Source organism: Streptomyces sp. NPDC111656 (assembly GCF_055656965.1).
Map to the genome: position 1 here is coordinate 37,874 of NZ_JBVKCA010000035.1, position 15,779 is coordinate 53,652.

Genomic DNA, 15,779 nt, shown 5'->3' on the forward strand with positions numbered 1-15,779 from the left:
CACCGAGGCGGGTTCAGGCGCACAACGGACCGTGCACGAGAACAGGGGCTTGGAGTCCTGTGTCGCTCGTCAGTCGGTGATGGCGACGGATGCCGCAAGGTCCTTCAGGGCTTCCAGCTGGGGGAGCCGTGCGTTGAGTGCGCTGTGCATGATGTGGTGGCCGTCGGCGCCGAGGGCGAGGCACAGGGGCGGGTTCGGGTGGCGGGTGGTGTCGTAGACGGCGGCGGCGAGCCTGGCCGGGTCGCCGGTGAATGTGCTGTGGTCGGCGTTCTGCATGTAGCCCCGGAACTGGCCGACGGAGCCTGCGCGGTAGGCAGCCGTTTCGGTGGTGTAGCGCAGGGCCGAGTTGAAGCCGGTGTGGATGGCGCCGGGCTCGACCAGAGTGAGGTGGATGTCGAAGTCGGCGACTTCGCCGCTGGCGCTCTCGGTGAAGCCTTCCAGCCCCCACCTGCCCGTGCGGTAGGCACTCTGCGCCGGCATGGCCATCTGGCCACCGGCGCCGGAGATCTGGATGATCCGGCCGCCACCCTGCTCGCGCATCGGCTTCAGGAAGGCCCGGGTGATCAGCATCGGTGAGAGCCGCAGGACCTCGATCTGGTCGCGGATCTGCTCGACGGTCATCTCCTCGGCGGCGCCCATGACGGCGTATCCGGCGCTGTTGACCACGATGTCCACCGGTCCGGACCGGAGGGTCCGGCTGACCACAGTGCCGACGTCGGCCGGCCGGGTGAGGTCGAGGCTTTCGACGGTCAGCCGGTCGCCGTAGGTCTCGCGCAGGTCGTCCAGGGCCTCGCCGCCGAGGCCACCCGGACGTGGATGGAACACTTCCTCGACCACGCCTCGGCCAACAGCGACATGTGCGCAGCACTCAACACCGTCATCACTTCCGGAGCCGACCCGTACTCCGACAGCAGTGCGCTCCTGACTGACGCCGTCACCACCCTCCTCGACGCCGGCGCCCGGGACGGCAGTGTGCGTACCGACGTCACCCCCGCCGACGTTCTGCTCCTTATCGGTGGCGTCTCCTATTCGGTGCAGCACTGCACCAAGGAGCAGATCCGCCGACTCGTCGATCTCCTCGTGGACGCACTGACCAAGGACTTGACCGCGATCTGAACCCGCACGACCCCCGCAGGCTGTCGGGCCTGCTGGGTGATCGGCGTAGCGCGGCGCTCCTATCGTCAGCGGGCCGAGCAGGCCGAGTACGCGCTCGCCCAGGAGAGGCGCGCCGTCGCGGCGGAGAAACAGGCCGTGGCTCTGGAGGGACGGGCGCGGATCGCCCGCGGGATCCACGACATCCTCGCCCATTCACTCTCGGCTCTCTCGGTCAACCTGAGCGCAGCCGAGGGTTGCCAGGAACCCGTGAGCAGTCAACAACCCGTGAGCAGTCAAGAACCCGGAGAACCGTCCGTCCGTGTCGTCCTCGCCGACGACCAGGCCGCCGTACGCGAAGGTCGTGCGCTGCTGCTGGAGACCCTGCCGGGCATCATCCTGGTGGCGAGCGCCGCCGACGGTCACGCCGCGGTCGAGGCCGTGGCCCGTACCGCACCCGAAGTGGCCCTGCTCGACCTGCACATGCCCAGCTGCGACGGCATCGAGGCCACCCACCGGATCCGCGCGCAGAGCCCGGCCACGCAGGTCGTGGTGCTGACCACCTACGCCGACGACGACACGATCGTGGCCGCGCTGCAGGCCGGGGCCCTCGGATATCTGACCAAGGACGCCGACCGACGGCAGATCGGCCGCGCCCTGCATGCCGCCGCGCACGGCCAGGCCGTCCTGGATCCGCGAGTGCAGCAGCGGCTCGTCGCCGCGGCGGCCGCCACCCCCAGGCACGCGCCCGCGCCCGAGAACCTCACTCCCCGCGAGGTCGAGGTATTGCGCCTGGTGGCCGAGGGCGCCTCCAACCGCGCGATCGCCAGGAAGCCGTACATCGGCGAGTCCACCGTCAAGACCCACATCAACCGCATCTTCGCCAAGACCCGATCGGCCGACCGGGCCGCGGCCGTCCGGTACGCCTACGACCACGGCTACGCGGTGCCGGGCGGGCTCACGCGGGAAGCGGATCCAACGTAGGTCACGGCCCCGCCGGCCTCGTGCCCGGCCCTAATGCCGGGGGGCACGCGCCCGCAGTGGTGAGGTGGGCCTGGGCGTATTTGCGGAAGGCGGCCACCAGTCGGCTGCGGTCGTCGGAGCGGGTGGCGAGGACGACGTGGCTGGGTTCGACTCCGTCCAGTGGGATCGCTGTGAGGTCGGGGCGCAGACTGTTCAGGTCGGGGCCGGCGTGGCTGTGACGTTGTTCAGCGGGTTCTGGCTCAACTTTTGTGGCGCTGGCACGTTGAGTGATTCGTCGTCTTGGTCAACCTTCGAGATGCGACCCGTGGGGTGGCGGAACACCGGTCGCGAATCGGCCCCGGCACCCGTAGAGACGTGGCGGCCCGTGCCACCGGGACGACTCTCGTACGTTCGGTGATGCCTGGTCGCATCCTTTCGCTGGCGGTGTTCGTTGGTCGGCCGGGGACGGTCAGTGAGGAGCCCCGTCGATGGGACGGATCTCTGGAGGAGACATCGTGGACCAAGAGGACATGGTCGCGTTGTGGGAGCAGCACACGGCGTACGAGTTTGTCGTCAAGGACGCCGATCTGGCTGTGACCACCATGGTGGAGGACGCCAGTGTGATGCATCTGCCGACGATGAGCGGTGGCTTCGGCAAGAACTACCTACGGGGTTACTACCGCGACGTCTTCATTCCGGGCATTCCGCAGAACACCTCGACTGAGACGGTGGATCGGTCGGTGGGCGGCGACTTCCTCGTTGAGGAGATCATCATGCGGATGACTCACGACCAGCAGGTCCCGTTCCTGTTGCCCGGACTCGCTCCGACCGGACGGACCGTCGAAGTGCCCCTGGTGGTGATCGTGACATTCCGAGACGACCTGATGGAGAGCGAACGGCTCTACTGGGACCAAGCCGCGGTACTGACGCAGGTCGGTCTACTCGCTGCCAAAGGCCTGCCCATGGCCGACTTCACCGAGGTCGCCCGGTTCCTGCGGGACAAGGCCAGGTCCTGACCACACAGGGCACTCGCAGGTCTTGGTGATCAGAACGCGCAATACCCATCGCGTTGCTTCAACAGTCCTCCCCGAGGACGGCGGAGCCGAACTCGACTCGGTGCGCGCTCAACTCGCAGGCAAGCGTGCCGAGTTGAGCGAACTGGAGACAGCACCCCGCCCCTTCGGCGCCCGTGCCAAGGTCGCCCTGCTCGCGATGATCGAAGAGCTGGAGGACGAGATCACAGCCCTGGAGGCCCGCGAGACCGCACTGACTCCCCGGCCGTCGGCGCTCGCCGAGCTGTTCGACCACGGGCCCGACGTCGAGCACAGGTGGAAGGCCACGCCCGTTGCCGTTCGGCGCCAGCTCGCCGCTCTGCTGCTCACGCCTGACGTCCTCGGTGAGGTGCGCATCACCCGCGCTGCGGGCGCGGGCGCGGTCGCCGACCGGATCAAGTGGGCCGTGACCGAAGCCTGACGCAACAGCACACGGCGAAGCCCCGGACCACGCCGATGGGTCCGGGGCTTCGCTGTGGTGGGCGGCTACTGCGCTGCCGCCTGTGCGGCCCAGATGCGAATCATGATGCGCAGGAGATCAGGGTCGATCAGCTCGACGAGCTCAGCGTGATCACGGTGGGCCCAGACGTCCCAGCCGGGGACCGAGTTGCCGAGCTCGTGAGCGACGACGACGGCATCCGACGGCTCCGTGATCGGCTCGTCGCAGTACCGGCAGACGCGGGTCACGAGTGGCCGCCCAGGTTCACCGCGTGATCACAGAGGGCGTTGACCGACCGCGCGAGACGCTGCGCGTGGGCGATCCCGGCGGGCAGTGTCCGCCCCGGCTCCAGGTTCAGCCGCATGCGTGCTTCCCCGACGCGGGTGAGTGCGCAGTACCGGGGGATGTCGTCCTCGGGGAGGCGACCGGCGGCAATCTCCACCTCGGGGATCGCCAGCATCATGTGCCCGCGCAGCCGGAGCGTGAGGATCTCCAGCTCTTCCGGCGAGGGCACCTCGGCGTCGTCGGGGAGCAGCCGCCGGGCGCTCTCTCGCATGGTTTCGATGTCCATCGGCAGTGCTTCCACCTGCTCTGTCACGGCTGGTGGTGGGGCGGTACGGTGCGGCATGTCGTCGCTCCCTCGAAGCGTCGGCCAGCCCCGGGACCGTGTCAGCGGTCGCCGGGGTCTTCTCGTGTCTGTCGACGCTAGGAAGACGGCGCTCCGGCCTGCTACGAACTTGCACGGACTTGCACACCAATTCCCTGGGCCGGACGCACTGTTGACGCTGTCGTGGCAGGCCGTGACGCTGGTGTGCAAGCACGAGCAAGTCCCGTGGACACAGGAGACCAGGGGAGATCATCATGGCCATTGAGTTCGTGGGCATCGACCCCGACACCGACCGCGATCACTGCCCTACCGTGTGGGCTGACACCGACGCACAGGAGATCCTTTCGCAGGGCTGGAAGCCGGACGCCGCGACGCAGAGCGTGCGCGAGTCGACGAGCCCGGCGAACGGCTCCGTGCCGGACACCGAAGCGATCATCCGCATCCCGGTCCGGATGATCCCGATGATCAGGGAGGCGTGCGATGCCGTTGAGCGCGCCGACGTTCGCTGAGCTCCTGGCGGGCTGTGATGACTCCGCCGTCCATCTGGAGATGCGCGACGTGTACGCGCCGACCGAGCGCTTCGAGGCCTGGCGGCGGGGTGAGCGCATCAACTGGGAGGACCGCACCTCCTGGTGGGACTCCTACCTTCAGATGATCGCCGACACGGTCGGCCGGGGCGTCGATATCCGCCGCGCCCGCGTCGTCTCGGAGCCGGTGACCGACTACATCCGCTGGGAGCACTACGTCACGCGGGAGCTGACCGAGGCGGGCGAGGACGTCCGCTGGCTGCCCCGGCGGGCCACGACCGATCTGTCCTTGCCCGGCAACGACTTCTGGCTCTTCGACAACCGCCTGGCGCGCGTTCATCACTTCGACGGTGACGGGGCTGTGGTCGACGACGCGTTCACCGAGGACCTGGCGCTGATCAAGCATCTGTCCGACGCCTTCGAGGCGGTGTGGGAGCGCACCGTCCCGCACGACCGCTTCACCGCCTGATCGGCACGGCCGGCTCATGTCTGTGCATCCGTCGTCGAGCGTCCAGCAGGCCCGCGAGCGTCTCGCCGCGCGGCTGCGGGACATCCGGCTCGACGGCGGGCTGACCAAGCGTGAGCTGGCCGTCCGATGCGGCCGGCACGAGTCCAAGTCCGGCCGGATCGAGAGCGCGAAGACACCGCCGTCCGATGCCGATAGGGCAGAGAAAGAGGATCCGCCGCCAGGACGGATCGTCCTTCGCGGCCAACTACCCGCAGTAAGCCACTAGTTGATGCGATAGTTTGTGAGCTGTGGCCATTCACGTGAAGCGGGCGTTTAAGTACCGCTTCTGTCCGACGGATGCGCAGGCGGCGGAGCTGTCGCGCACGTTCGGGTGCGTGCGGAAGGTCTACAACATGGCGCTCGCGGCCCGTACCGAGGCGTGGGCGCGGCAGGAGCGGGTCAACTACAACCAGTCCTCCGCAATGCTGACGGCCTGGAAGAAGACCGAGGAACTGGCCTTCCTCAACGAGGTGTCGTCGGTTCCGCTCCAGCAGGCGCTGCGGCACCTGCAAGGGGCGTTCGCGAACTTCTTCTCCAAGCGCGCCAAGTACCCACGGTTCAAGTCGAAGCGGAGGTCCCGCGCCTCGGCGGAGTACACCAGCTCGGCGTTCCCGTTCGGTGACGGCCGGTTGAAGCTCGCGAAGATGGCCGGGCCGCTGGACATCGTCTGGTCCCGCCCCCTGCCCGAGGGCAGTGTGCCGACGACCGTGACCGTGTCCCGGGACGCGGCCGGCCGCTGGTTCGTGTCGATGCTGTGCGAGGACCCGACGGTGAAACCGCTCGCGGCCACGGATGCGGCGGTGGGGATCGACGTCGGCCTGGACCACCTGCTGGCCCTGTCGACCGGTGAGAAGATCGCCAACCCCCGGCACGAACGCCGCGGCCGCGCTCGCCTTGCCAAGGCACAGCGCAACTGTGCCCGCAAGGAGAAGGGCTCCGCGAACCGGGAGAAGGCACGCCGCAAGGTCGCCAGGATTCACGCCCGGATCACGGACCGGCGCAGGGACGGCCTGCACAAGCTGACCACTCGACTCGTGCGCGAAAACCAAACGCTCGTGATCGAGGACCTGACCGTGCGCAATATGGTCAGGAACCGGAGACTCGCCCGCGCCATCAGCGATGCCGCGTGGGCAGAGTTCCGGGGCCTTCTGGAGTACAAGGCCGTCTGGTACGGGCGGGACGTGGTGGTTGTGGACCGCTTCTTCCCCTCCTCCAAGTTGTGCTCCCACTGCGGTGCCTTGCAGGACAGGATGCCGCTGCATGTCCGCACCTGGACGTGCGACTGCGGAACGGTCCACGACCGGGACGTGAACGCGGCGAAGAACCTTCTGGCCGCCGGGCTGGCGGTGTCTGTCTGTGGAGCTGGTGTAAGACCTCAACGGACAACTCTGGGTGGGCAGTCGGCGACGAAGCAGAAAATCCCACGGCGCGAGCCGTAGGAATCCCCTCGTTTACGAGGGGGAGGAAGTCATTTCCCACGCCAACCCGCAGTGGCCCCTGGTCGCCGTCGGCTGGTAGGCACGGACACATCGCGAAACGGGGCCGCCCTCGTCAGGAAGGGCGGCCCCGCTTCATGGGGTGATGGTCGGAGCTACTGGACGTTGATCGTGAAGGTGGACGTGGTGTTGCGGATGTCCTGGGCGTTGCCGCTCATCCGCAGGTTGACGAAGGTGGCCGAACCGACGGCCGGTCCCTGACCGGGTTCGGGCAGCTCGTTGGCCCAGATGCCCCACCCGGACTTCGCGTCGAACGCGTCTCCGCTCTTCTTGGAGTTGGTGATGGAGATGTCGGTGAAGATCGTGTCCTTCACCGGGAACTGCGGCTGGCCGCCGACGTAGTTGGTCTGGAACATCACGCCTCCGTAGGTGGAGTCGTCGATGTCGACGTCGTTGACCCGGATGCCCTGGAAGACCTTGGAGGCCGAGAACGCCCAGATGGCCGGGAAGACCTGCGAGCCCCAGAAGTGGCCGCCCGTTCTGTCCAGGGAGACGTTCTCGATCGTCGTCGGATCGGTCCCGAAGCCGTTCATCGGGTAGCCGAAGTCCAGCGAGGAGATCGTGATGCCGGAGTAGACCAGGGTGTCGGCGACCCGGATGTTGCGGAAGGTGTTGTTGTAGCCGCCGTAGACGGCGATACCGGCCGCGCGCCAGGTGAGCGTCGACGTCAGGTTCTCGTAGAGGTTGTTCTTCTCGTCGGCGCCGCCCGCGTCGATCGCCGAGAAGAGCGCGAAGCTGTCGTCCCCCGTGGCCCGGGCGTCGTTGTTGACCACGTGGTTGTCCGTGGAACCGTTCGTCATGTTGATGCCGTCGGCGAAGGTGTCGCGGATGCGGGAGTTCTTGATGGTCATGTTGTCGGTGTTGGCGCCCCAGTAGAGGCACACCATGTGCTCGACCCAGGTGTCGTCGATGGTGATGCCCGAGACGTTGGAGAAGTCGAACACCTTGCCCGGACCGTCGATCCGGGACGTGTAGTTGCCGAAGTAGGAGAAGCCGGTGAATGACGAGCCGTTGGCGGTTGCCTCGGCCCGGAAGCCCACGTCGGTGTTCTCCTGCGAGGCGGGTGCGTGGAAGCGGGTGAACCACGACCCGGCTCCGACGACCTTGACCGCCTTGCCGTAGACCTGGAACTTGCTGGAGGTCTCGTAGTCTCCGGTGGGCAGGTAGACGCCGACGAGCTTGCCCGTGGTGTCCATGCGGACCCTGTCGAGCGCGTTCTGCACGTCCTGGTGGGAGAAGCCGGCCGGGACCGTGTAGGCGGCCGGGTCCGGGTTCGGGATCGCTGTCGCCTGTTCGGTGTTGATGAAGTCGATGGCGTAGGTGGAGGTGTTGGCCGCGTCCTTCTGGAGACGGATCTTGGAGCCGGCCGGAACGGTCCTGCCGAGCTGCAGGTTCGCCTCGTCGTAGATGTGGCGGGGGGCACCGGAGCCGGGCGAGTTGCCCGGAGAGGTCTCGTTGCCGTAGAGCCAGGCGTACTTCGACGTGAGGTCGATCGGCTTGAGGAACTGTCCGTCCACGTAGACATTGAGCGTCGTGTCGGTGCCGTCCGGGATCTCGAAGCGGGTCACCAGGGTGTTGGTGGCAGCCCGGGTGGTCCACTCGACGTACTGGCCGGTCCCGGCGAGGGTCACCGCCTTGCGGCCGCTCGCCTCGCCCGCGATGTCGCCGATCGTGCGGTTCGGTCCGACGACCTTGGCGCCGCCGCCGACGGTGCCGTCCTCGGCCTCGTACATGTCGTACGGCATGTCCGCGCCGCGGCCGACGAACAGGGCCTGCGTGGTGGTGTTGTTGGCACGCTTGACCGGCAGTTCGTTGGCGTCGTCGGCGATGACGGTCTTGATGGTGTACTTGCCGTTGGCGGCCGTCCAGGAGCCGAGGCCGACCGGTGCGGTCGTCTGGCCGGACGCGATGGCGCCGCTGTAGGAGCCGGTGAGCGTCTTGACGGTGGCGCCGTTGGAGTCCTGGACCGTCAGCGTGACGTTGTGGGCGCCGGAGGCCGAGGCCACCGTTCCCTGGTTCTTGATCGCCACGGTGAACGTGACGTTGTCGCCCGCCGAGGCGCTGGACGGGGTCCAGGCGACCGGTGCGGCGACCAGGTCGGAGCTGGAGACCGGTTTGACGACGAGGGCGTCGGAGCGGGTGAAGACGTTGTTCCCCTCGTTCTGCTCGATGACCTTGTTCGACGGGTCCACCTCGGCGCCGACCGGGTAACTGCCCGCATCCCGGGTGCCGATGCTCGCCGTGACCGTCGTCGAATCGCCGGCCGCGAGGGCCGGGACGTCCGCGGTGGCGGCCTTGGTGCCGCCGAGCGTGAAGTTCAGGTCGGTTGCCTTGGACGGCTTGCTGCCGCTGTTGGTGACGGTCGCCGACAGACTGATGGCATCCGACTCGACCGGGGCCGCGGGTGTGTTGGTGATGCCGGTGACCTTGAGGTCCGGGTTGGCAGCCGGGGTGCCGATCACCTGGAGCTCGGCGACCTGAGCGCCCGGAGCACCGGAGTTGGAGGCGAACTTGAGCTGGATGTCGGCGGCGGAGCCGGAGACCGGGATGGTCACCGTGTTGCCGCTCGCCGGGGTGAACGTGTAGTCCTTCGCGGCCACGAGGCTGGTGAACGCCGTCGCGTCCTGGTCGCGGCCGAGCACCTGGATGTTCTGCGTGCGCGTGGACCAGGCGGCATCGGGGTTGAGCTTGACGACGACCTGACTGAGGTCGGCGTTGGCACCCAGCTTGGTGGTGAGCGTGGCCGGGTAGGCACCGCCCGCGCTCTCCCAGTAGGTCGCTGTCTGCCCGTCGTTGGCGTTCGTGGCGACGTAGGTGAAGGTGTACGAGGAGGCCTCGATGGGCTTGCCCTGGGCGAGGTCGGAACCGGCGCCGGAACCGGTCCTGGTGACGCTGTTGCTCGCCACCGACACGTTCCCGGCGGCGTCCTTGGCCTTGACGTAGTAGGTGACCGTGGCCCCCGCCGACGGAGTGTCGGTGTACGTCGTGACGTCACCCGCCACGGTCTTGACGACCTGGTTGTTGGCGTAGACGTCGTAGCCGGTGACCTGGACGTTGTCGCTCGACGCCTGCCAGGTGAGCTTCACGTCGTTGCCGGACTGCGTGTAGGCGAGGTTTCCGGGTGCGGTGGGGGCCTGGGTGTCGCCGCTCGATCCCTTGCGGGTGACGCTGTTGCTGTTGGCGGAGACGTTGCCCGCGGCGTCCTTGGCCCGCACGAAGTAGGTGATGTCGCTGCCGGTCGGCTGGGTGTCGGTGTAGGTCAGGACGTTCCCGGCGACGCTCGCCCGCAACTGGCCGTTGGCGTAGACGTCGTAGCCGGTGACGGCCGTGTCGTCGGTGGCCGCGCTCCAGGTCAGCTTGATCTGCCCGGTGGCCGGCTCGGTGTAGCCCAGGTCGGACGGTGCGGTGGGTGCCTGGGTGTCGCCGGTCGCCGGTCCGTAGACCTCCAGCTCGGACGCCTGCCCGGCGGGCCAGCCGGTGTTGGCGGTGAACAGCGCGCGCACGTATCGCGTGGTGGTCGTGTCGAAGCTGATGGTCGTCGACTGGTCGTTGGTGCTGTCGAAGGTGTACGCCTTCGAGGCCGTGAGGTCGGTGAAGTTCTGATTGTCGGTCGAGCCCTGGACCTTGAAGGTCTGGCTGCGGCTCGGCCAGCCGCTGGGCAGCCGCAACGTCACCTGGTTGATCTTGACCGAGGAGCCGAGGTCGACCTGGAGCCACTGCGGGAAGGCGTTGTTCGTGCTCTCCCAGTAGGTGGTGCGGTTGCCGTCACCGGCGTTGGCAGCGCCGTAGACGTCGGCGTGCCCGCTCTCGCTGAAGGGTTTGCCCTGGGCGAGGTTGGGGGTCGCGGCGGCCGTTGTGAGGACCTGCATCTCGGCGAGCTGAGCGGTGCCGGCAACCGAGTTGGCGCTGAAATCGGCCCGTACGTACCGGGCGAGAGTCGCGGGAAGGGAGACCTTCACCGTGTTGTCGTTGCCGGGGCTGAAGACGTACTGCGCCGACGACTTGAGCGTGGCGAAGCTCTTTCCGTCGGCGCTGCCTTGAAGCGCCAGCGTCTGCTTGCGGGTCTGCCAGTCCTCGGGCAGCCGCAGCACGACCTGGCGGACGCGCTTCGTCCGCCCGAGGTCGGTCTGCACCCACTGGGCCGACTTCTTTCCGGCCTGCCAGTAGGTGTCGGTGTCACCGTCGGTGACGTTGGCTGCGGCGTGTGCGCCGCGGGTGCTGCCCGCCGTGGTCACGGCGTCCGCGGCGGCGTGGGGGCCGCCGGCCGCGTGTGCGCCGACGGCGGGCAGGCCCAGAACCATGACGGCGGAGGCGAGCGCGGCGGTCGCTGCGCGGCGTCTTGTGGATCTCTGCTTGTGTCGAGTCATGCGGGGTCACTTCCTGCGGAGGCTCGCGCGCCGGTGGGGCGGCGAGGGCGGCTCATTCCTGGCGGAGTGGTGCAGAAAGGTGCAGGGCGAACTGTGCGGTGAGGTGCGGAGCGGGGTGCAGTGCGTTCGGCACCGCGTTATGGGCACTGGGAGGCAGTATTTTGCGTCGTTTCATCGAAATATTGCAGAGCCGCATGGATGGGTCTACAGCCGGAACGGCACAATATTCACCAGAAGCACCCATCACTCAGGAGTGATGGCGGCGCGGGCGCCACTTCCGAGCAGCTGAAGCGGTCAAATGGCAGGCGTCGGGGCCGGTTTTACGGGTCCGCCCAGTCCGGTCCGCGAGTCGGCGGCGGTTGCGGGCTTGCGCTCCGAGACCGCAAGTGAACGCAAGGTGCGCAAATTCTTGCGCGATCCATGCGTCATGGGTGGTGGGTTACCGACGCGGCAAAGTCCTCGTCCTCGGCGTGCTCCTGGGCCGCTCGATTCCGGCCTGTGCGCGGCCCATTCCACCGAGGCCGAGATCGCACAGAGCCAAGCCTGATCAGGCACTTGCCGACCTCTTGCTGACTCTGCTGGCGAGTAGTCAGGAAGTCCGGCAGCGTCCGCGTGCACGCTGAGCCTGGCCTTGTGCGACTGTCCGTGCGTGCGTGCGTGCGTGCCGGTGCGGGCGGGGGAGAGGGCTGATTGCCTGGACTTGCGCTGATCCTCGGGCGGGGCCGGCCCCGTGAGGTGCACGGAACTGTGTCAGTTACGGCAGGCCCGGGCGACGGAGAGACCTTCTTGAAGTTGCCAACCAGGGAGCGCCGTACAGGCGGAATGCCACGTTCGAGGGGGATGGTCAGGGGATGCGCCAGCGCTGTGCGGCGGTCTTGTTGCAGTCGAAGATCTGCAGCTGTGTTTCTTCCTGCAGGGTGGCGCCGGGATCGTCCAGGCACTTGTTCGACTGGAGATTGAGGAGGGAGCCGTCGGGTTGCGGCATCCAGACCTGTGCGGGGTTGTCGCTGCTGCAGGAGAACAGCTGGACCGGCGTGCCATTGGCAGTGCCGCCGCCCGAGACGTCGACACACTTGTCCTGGATCTTGAGGCGGTGGTCGCTGGTCACGGTCACCTTCTGGGCGATGGTGCCGTTGCAGCGGTAGATGGTGATGGGCGATCCGTCAGCGGCGGATGCCCAGTGGTTGTCCAGGCAGAGGTCGGCCGCGACGCCGGAGACCATCTGCCCGGTCCGGACCGCGCCGTTGACCGTGACCGTGCCGCTCTGCGGGAGATTGCTGTCACTGGAAAGGGTCGGTGTCCGCGTGCGAACCGGGTGACTGGTGCGGGGCGGGCTCGGCGACGGGGAGGTGGTCTTCGAGGGTGTGGGCGAGAGACTGGGTGCGGAGGCAGGCGCTGCTGCGGTGTGGGTGTCGTTTCCTGAGTCGGACAGGACCAGGAAGCCTCCTGCAGCCGCCGCTATCACGGCTCCTGCCGCGAGGCCGGCGCCCAGCGGGTTCAGCGTGAACTTCGGAGGGTGGACAGCGGCATGCCCGGTGCCGCCGGCCGCTGTGCCGGTTTGTGCCAGCCGGGAGGTGAGGTACGCGGGGGCCGCCCACAACAGCAGCGCGCCGGGCAGGACGATCCGCAGGCGCTCGTTGAGGTCGGTCAGTTCCATCATGGCGCGGCGGCAGTCGGCACATCCGTCGAGGTGTCGGGTCAGGTCCTTGTTGGGCCGTCCGCCGGGGCGGCGTATGGCGGTCGCGAGGAGACCGCTGTAGTGCCGGCACTCCGGCTGGTCCGCGGACTCGACGGACTCGATGTGTGCCGTGAGGTAGGCCTTGCGCAGGCCCTCGCGGGCACGGGCGGCCAGCGAGCCGACTCCGCTGGGGCTGATACCGAGGAGCGCGCCGACCTGCTCGGCCGACTCGCCCTCGACGACCGTGTGCCACAGCACCGCCTGCCAGCGTTCCGGCAAGGAGCGGAAGCCGCGCACGAGCAAGGCATCGTCCTCCTGGCGCAGGACACGCTCCTCGCCGCTCTCTTCGACCGGGGCGGACTCCATCCAGCGTTCGAAGTCCGGTGAAAGGGCGGTGCGGCGGGCGGTGGCCGCCCAGTCGGCGGCGGTACGGCGGACCACTGACAGGAGGTACGGGCGCCACGCGGACTCGGGACCGCGGCCGGCCTGTACCGCCTGCAGGGTGCGGGCGAAGGCTTCGGACGCCAGGTCCTCGGCGGTGTGTCCATCGCGGCAGCAGGTGCGCGCGTAGGCGAGGACGGCCGGGCGGTGTCGGCGGTAGAGCTCATCGAGGGCACCGGCCGCGCTGTCGCTGTGCCGTCCTGACTCCCGGATGGCGCGGGTCAGTTCTCCGTCAGATGCCGGCATGGGTTCGTCCCCCGGGGAGTGCGTCGGTCGTGATGCGGGAGACAGTGTGGTGCCTGTTGTGAAGATTGGGAAGCGATTATCTATAAATAGCGCCAGATAACATGACTTTTGTGAGCGAGGTGCAGCGTGTGTACCCGGTGCGGACTTCGGCAACGCGGAGATGTACTGCCGCGCGAACATCGATTCCGGCGAGGGCCCGCTCAGCGGCTTCCCCCGAAGGCCGCGTCGAAAGAGGAGGACGGTGGACTGAAGTCGTACGCCTTCAGACGGGCCAGCGCCTCCGGAGCGCCGTGGAGCCGGTCCATGCCGACGTCTTCCCATTCGACGGAAACGGGGCCGTCGTATCGGATGAAGCGGAGCATGCGGAAGATGTCCTCCCAGCGCACGTCGTCGTGGCCCACGGAGACGAAGCCCCAGCCACGTCGTGGGTGGTCCCGGGGCAGGTGGGAGTCAAGGCGTCCGTTACGGCCGGCGAGGCGTTTGCGGGCGTCCTTGCTGTCGACGTGGTAGATGCGGTCACGGAAGTCGTAGAGGAAACCTGCCGGGTCGATGTCCTGCCAGACGAAGTGCGATGGGTCGAAGTTGAGGCCGAAGCCGGGACGGTGGTCCACGGCGCGCAGGGCACGGTCGGTGGTCCAGTAGGCGTAGGCGATCTCACGGGGATGCACCTCGTTGGCGAAGCGGACGCCTTCCGCCTCAAAGACGTCGAGTATGGTGTCGACGCCGAAAGCGGCCGCCGCGCGTGCCGTGTCCTTCATCATGGCGGCCGCCCGCTGCCTGACTCCCTCGGCGTCACCGTTGCCCCAGATCTGGGGCGGGAGAATGGCCTGGTGACGCTCGTCGATGATCGCGTCACAGACGGCTTGTCCGACCAGGTGATTGGAGATGGCCCAGCATTTCAGGCCGTCCTTCTCCAGAAGCCTGCGACGGGAGTCCAGATAGGCCGGGTCGGAGAGAGCCTTGCCCACTTCGAAGTGGTCACCCCAGCAGGCGAGTTCCAGGCCGTCGAACCCGGCATCCCGGGCGATCTTGCAGACCTCCTCAAGAGGCAGGTCCGCCCATTGACCGGTGAAGAGAGTGAAACGATGGGTCATGACGCACGTCCTTCTCCGTCTTTGGAAGGGGAGACGGGTGTGTAGACGCTGTCCTTGGAAGCACTGTCCTCGACGGCGGCGAGCACCCGCTGCACTTGGAGCCCGTCGGCGAACGACGGGGAGGGCCGGGTGCCGTCGGCGACAGCCTGAACAAGGTCACGGGCCTGGTGGACGAACGTGTGCTCGTAGCCGAGTCCGTGGCCAGGGGGCCACCAGGCGGCGAGGTAGGGATGGTCGGGTTCGGTCACCAGAATGCGGCGGAAACCCGCTTCGGCTCCGGGTGCCGTGCCGTCGTAGAAGTGGAGTTCGTTGAGGCGCTCCAGGTCGAAGAAGAGAGAGCCGCCCTCCCCGTTGACCTCGAGCCGCAGTGCGTTCTTGCGGCCTTGGGCGAAGCGGGTGGCCTCGAAGGAGGCGAGTGCGCCGCACGGGAAGCGGCCGGTGAACAGGGCGGCGTCGTCGACGGTGACTTGGCCGCGGTCGACTTCTGGGGAGGTGGTGAGTCCCGCTGACGCGCCTGCCAGGACGGGGCGTTCGGGCACGAAGGTCGTCGTGAGCGCGGTGACGCCGGCCAGCGGCTCGCCCACCAGGAACTGGGCGAGGTCGACGATGTGCGATCCCAGATCACCCAGGGCGCCGGAGCCGGCTGTCTCGCGCCTCAGACGCCAGGTGAGGGGGAAGTCGGGGTCTACCAGCCAGTCCTGGAGATAAGTGAGGCGGATGTGCCGGAGCGCGCCGAGCCTACCGGCCCCGATCATGGCCTGGGCCAGGGAAAGAGCGGGCGTGCGTCGGTAGTTGAATCCGACCATGGCGATACGGCCCGGGTTGCGTGCCGCCGCGGCGACCATGGCCTCGGCCTCCTCGACCGTATTGGCCAGCGGTTTCTCACACAGCACGTGCTTGCCGGCGTCGAGCGCGGCGATGGCGATCTCCGCATGGCTTTCGCCCGGGGTGCAGATGTCGACGAGATCGATGTCGTCGCGTCTGATCAGGTCCCGCCAGTCGGTCTCGGCGGATGCCCAGCCCAGCTTGTCCGCGGCGGCGCGCGCCGCCTGCCGGTTTCGGCCGCACACCGCGGTCAGATGTGGCTCGCTCGGAAGGTCGAAGACGCGGCCGGCCGTGCGCCAGCCCTGCGAGTGGACGGCACCCATGAAGGCGTAGCCGACCATGCCGATCCCGAGTCGCGGCTTGCGGGCGACGATGCATTCCATATGCGCGAGTTCTCCTTGACGCGGTCGGGGCGGGCGCGGTGCGGCACGCCGGCCCCGACCA

General features: G+C 68.0%; 15 protein-coding genes. 8 read left to right on the forward strand and 7 right to left on the reverse strand.

All coding sequences use genetic code 11. The features are described 5' to 3' along the window. Window positions 1–69 precede the first annotated feature (69 nt). Window positions 70–825 carry an SDR family NAD(P)-dependent oxidoreductase gene (locus ACZ7M3_RS48950; protein WP_472072777.1) on the reverse strand — a complete coding sequence of 252 codons (756 nt, stop codon included), beginning with the start codon at window positions 823–825 and terminating at the stop codon, window positions 70–72. Here ACZ7M3_RS48950 and ACZ7M3_RS48955 point away from each other — a divergent pair. The 4 genes from ACZ7M3_RS48955 (at window position 817) to ACZ7M3_RS48970 (ending at window position 3,528) form a co-directional block, all read left to right on the forward strand. Then, complete coding sequence (locus ACZ7M3_RS48955; protein ID WP_472072779.1) at window positions 817–1,116, forward strand: SbtR family transcriptional regulator; 300 nt, start codon at window positions 817–819, stop codon at window positions 1,114–1,116. The two genes, ACZ7M3_RS48950 and ACZ7M3_RS48955, sit on opposite strands and share 9 nt — an antisense overlap. A gap of 36 nt (window positions 1,117–1,152) precedes the next feature. After that, a complete protein-coding gene (locus ACZ7M3_RS48960) occupies window positions 1,153–2,076 on the forward strand; it encodes a response regulator (protein WP_472072781.1) in 924 nt (307 codons plus the stop codon). A 494-nt stretch (window positions 2,077–2,570) separates the two neighbouring features. Continuing rightward, window positions 2,571–3,071, forward strand: a complete 501-nt coding sequence (locus ACZ7M3_RS48965; RefSeq protein ID WP_472072783.1) for a nuclear transport factor 2 family protein — start codon at window positions 2,571–2,573, stop codon at window positions 3,069–3,071. 22 nt (window positions 3,072–3,093) lie between these two features. After that, window positions 3,094–3,528: a hypothetical protein gene (locus ACZ7M3_RS48970; RefSeq protein ID WP_472072785.1), complete on the forward strand. Its 435-nt coding sequence runs from the start codon at window positions 3,094–3,096 to the stop codon at window positions 3,526–3,528. A gap of 65 nt (window positions 3,529–3,593) precedes the next feature. On the opposite strand, the gene ACZ7M3_RS48975 is transcribed toward ACZ7M3_RS48970, so the two are convergent. Both ACZ7M3_RS48975 and ACZ7M3_RS48980 read right to left on the reverse strand, forming a co-directional pair. Then, window positions 3,594–3,794 carry a hypothetical protein gene (locus ACZ7M3_RS48975; RefSeq protein WP_472072787.1) on the reverse strand — a complete coding sequence of 67 codons (201 nt, stop codon included), beginning with the start codon at window positions 3,792–3,794 and terminating at the stop codon, window positions 3,594–3,596. Continuing rightward, window positions 3,791–4,174: a DUF6415 family natural product biosynthesis protein gene (locus ACZ7M3_RS48980; protein ID WP_472072789.1), complete on the reverse strand. Its 384-nt coding sequence runs from the start codon at window positions 4,172–4,174 to the stop codon at window positions 3,791–3,793. Before ACZ7M3_RS48980 ends, ACZ7M3_RS48975 begins: the two co-directional genes overlap by 4 nt. Window positions 4,175–4,407: 233 nt before the next feature. Here ACZ7M3_RS48980 and ACZ7M3_RS48985 point away from each other — a divergent pair, with 233 nt between their 5' ends. The 4 genes from ACZ7M3_RS48985 to ACZ7M3_RS49000 are packed head-to-tail and all read left to right on the forward strand — an operon-like array spanning window position 4,408 to window position 6,627. Continuing rightward, window positions 4,408–4,662, forward strand: a complete 255-nt coding sequence (locus tag ACZ7M3_RS48985; protein WP_472072791.1) for a hypothetical protein — start codon at window positions 4,408–4,410, stop codon at window positions 4,660–4,662. Beyond that, entirely contained in the window at window positions 4,634–5,149 is a 516-nt protein-coding gene (locus ACZ7M3_RS48990; protein WP_472072793.1) for a DUF6879 family protein, read from the forward strand. Before ACZ7M3_RS48985 ends, ACZ7M3_RS48990 begins: the two co-directional genes overlap by 29 nt. 16 nt (window positions 5,150–5,165) lie before the next feature. Continuing rightward, on the forward strand, window positions 5,166–5,414 hold the full coding sequence (locus ACZ7M3_RS48995; protein WP_472072795.1) for a helix-turn-helix domain-containing protein: 249 nt from the start codon (window positions 5,166–5,168) through the stop codon (window positions 5,412–5,414). A 22-nt stretch (window positions 5,415–5,436) separates the two neighbouring features. Next, entirely contained in the window at window positions 5,437–6,627 is a 1,191-nt protein-coding gene (locus tag ACZ7M3_RS49000; RefSeq protein WP_472072797.1) for an RNA-guided endonuclease InsQ/TnpB family protein, read from the forward strand. Window positions 6,628–6,779: 152 nt separating this feature from the next. On the opposite strand, the gene ACZ7M3_RS49005 is transcribed toward ACZ7M3_RS49000, so the two are convergent. From ACZ7M3_RS49005 to ACZ7M3_RS49020, 4 genes are all read right to left on the reverse strand, one after another. Beyond that, entirely contained in the window at window positions 6,780–11,051 is a 4,272-nt protein-coding gene (locus ACZ7M3_RS49005; RefSeq protein WP_472072799.1) for a discoidin domain-containing protein, read from the reverse strand. A gap of 844 nt (window positions 11,052–11,895) precedes the next feature. Continuing rightward, entirely contained in the window at window positions 11,896–13,416 is a 1,521-nt protein-coding gene (locus ACZ7M3_RS49010; RefSeq protein ID WP_472072801.1) for a sigma-70 family RNA polymerase sigma factor, read from the reverse strand. A 200-nt stretch (window positions 13,417–13,616) separates the two neighbouring features. Further along, window positions 13,617–14,510 carry a sugar phosphate isomerase/epimerase family protein gene (locus ACZ7M3_RS49015; RefSeq protein WP_472072803.1) on the reverse strand — a complete coding sequence of 298 codons (894 nt, stop codon included), beginning with the start codon at window positions 14,508–14,510 and terminating at the stop codon, window positions 13,617–13,619. Beyond that, a complete protein-coding gene (locus ACZ7M3_RS49020) occupies window positions 14,507–15,718 on the reverse strand; it encodes a Gfo/Idh/MocA family protein (RefSeq protein ID WP_472072805.1) in 1,212 nt (403 codons plus the stop codon). The genes ACZ7M3_RS49015 and ACZ7M3_RS49020 overlap by 4 nt, the downstream gene beginning before the upstream one ends. Window positions 15,719–15,779 lie beyond the last annotated feature (61 nt).

Bases quoted from the DNA above. Each gene is read 5' to 3' on its own strand.
- ACZ7M3_RS48955 (WP_472072779.1), top strand. From the start codon at position 817: ATGGAACACTTCCTCGACCACGCCTCGGCCAACAGCGACATGTGCGCA.
- ACZ7M3_RS48980 (WP_472072789.1), bottom strand. From the start codon at position 4,174: ATGCCGCACCGTACCGCCCCACCACCAGCCGTGACAGAGCAGGTGGAA.
- ACZ7M3_RS48985 (WP_472072791.1), top strand. From the start codon at position 4,408: ATGGCCATTGAGTTCGTGGGCATCGACCCCGACACCGACCGCGATCAC.
- ACZ7M3_RS48990 (WP_472072793.1), top strand. From the start codon at position 4,634: ATGCCGTTGAGCGCGCCGACGTTCGCTGAGCTCCTGGCGGGCTGTGAT.
- ACZ7M3_RS48995 (WP_472072795.1), top strand. From the start codon at position 5,166: ATGTCTGTGCATCCGTCGTCGAGCGTCCAGCAGGCCCGCGAGCGTCTC.
- ACZ7M3_RS49005 (WP_472072799.1), bottom strand. From the start codon at position 11,051: ATGACTCGACACAAGCAGAGATCCACAAGACGCCGCGCAGCGACCGCC.
- ACZ7M3_RS49010 (WP_472072801.1), bottom strand. From the start codon at position 13,416: ATGCCGGCATCTGACGGAGAACTGACCCGCGCCATCCGGGAGTCAGGA.
- ACZ7M3_RS49015 (WP_472072803.1), bottom strand. From the start codon at position 14,510: ATGACCCATCGTTTCACTCTCTTCACCGGTCAATGGGCGGACCTGCCT.
- ACZ7M3_RS49020 (WP_472072805.1), bottom strand. From the start codon at position 15,718: ATGGAATGCATCGTCGCCCGCAAGCCGCGACTCGGGATCGGCATGGTC.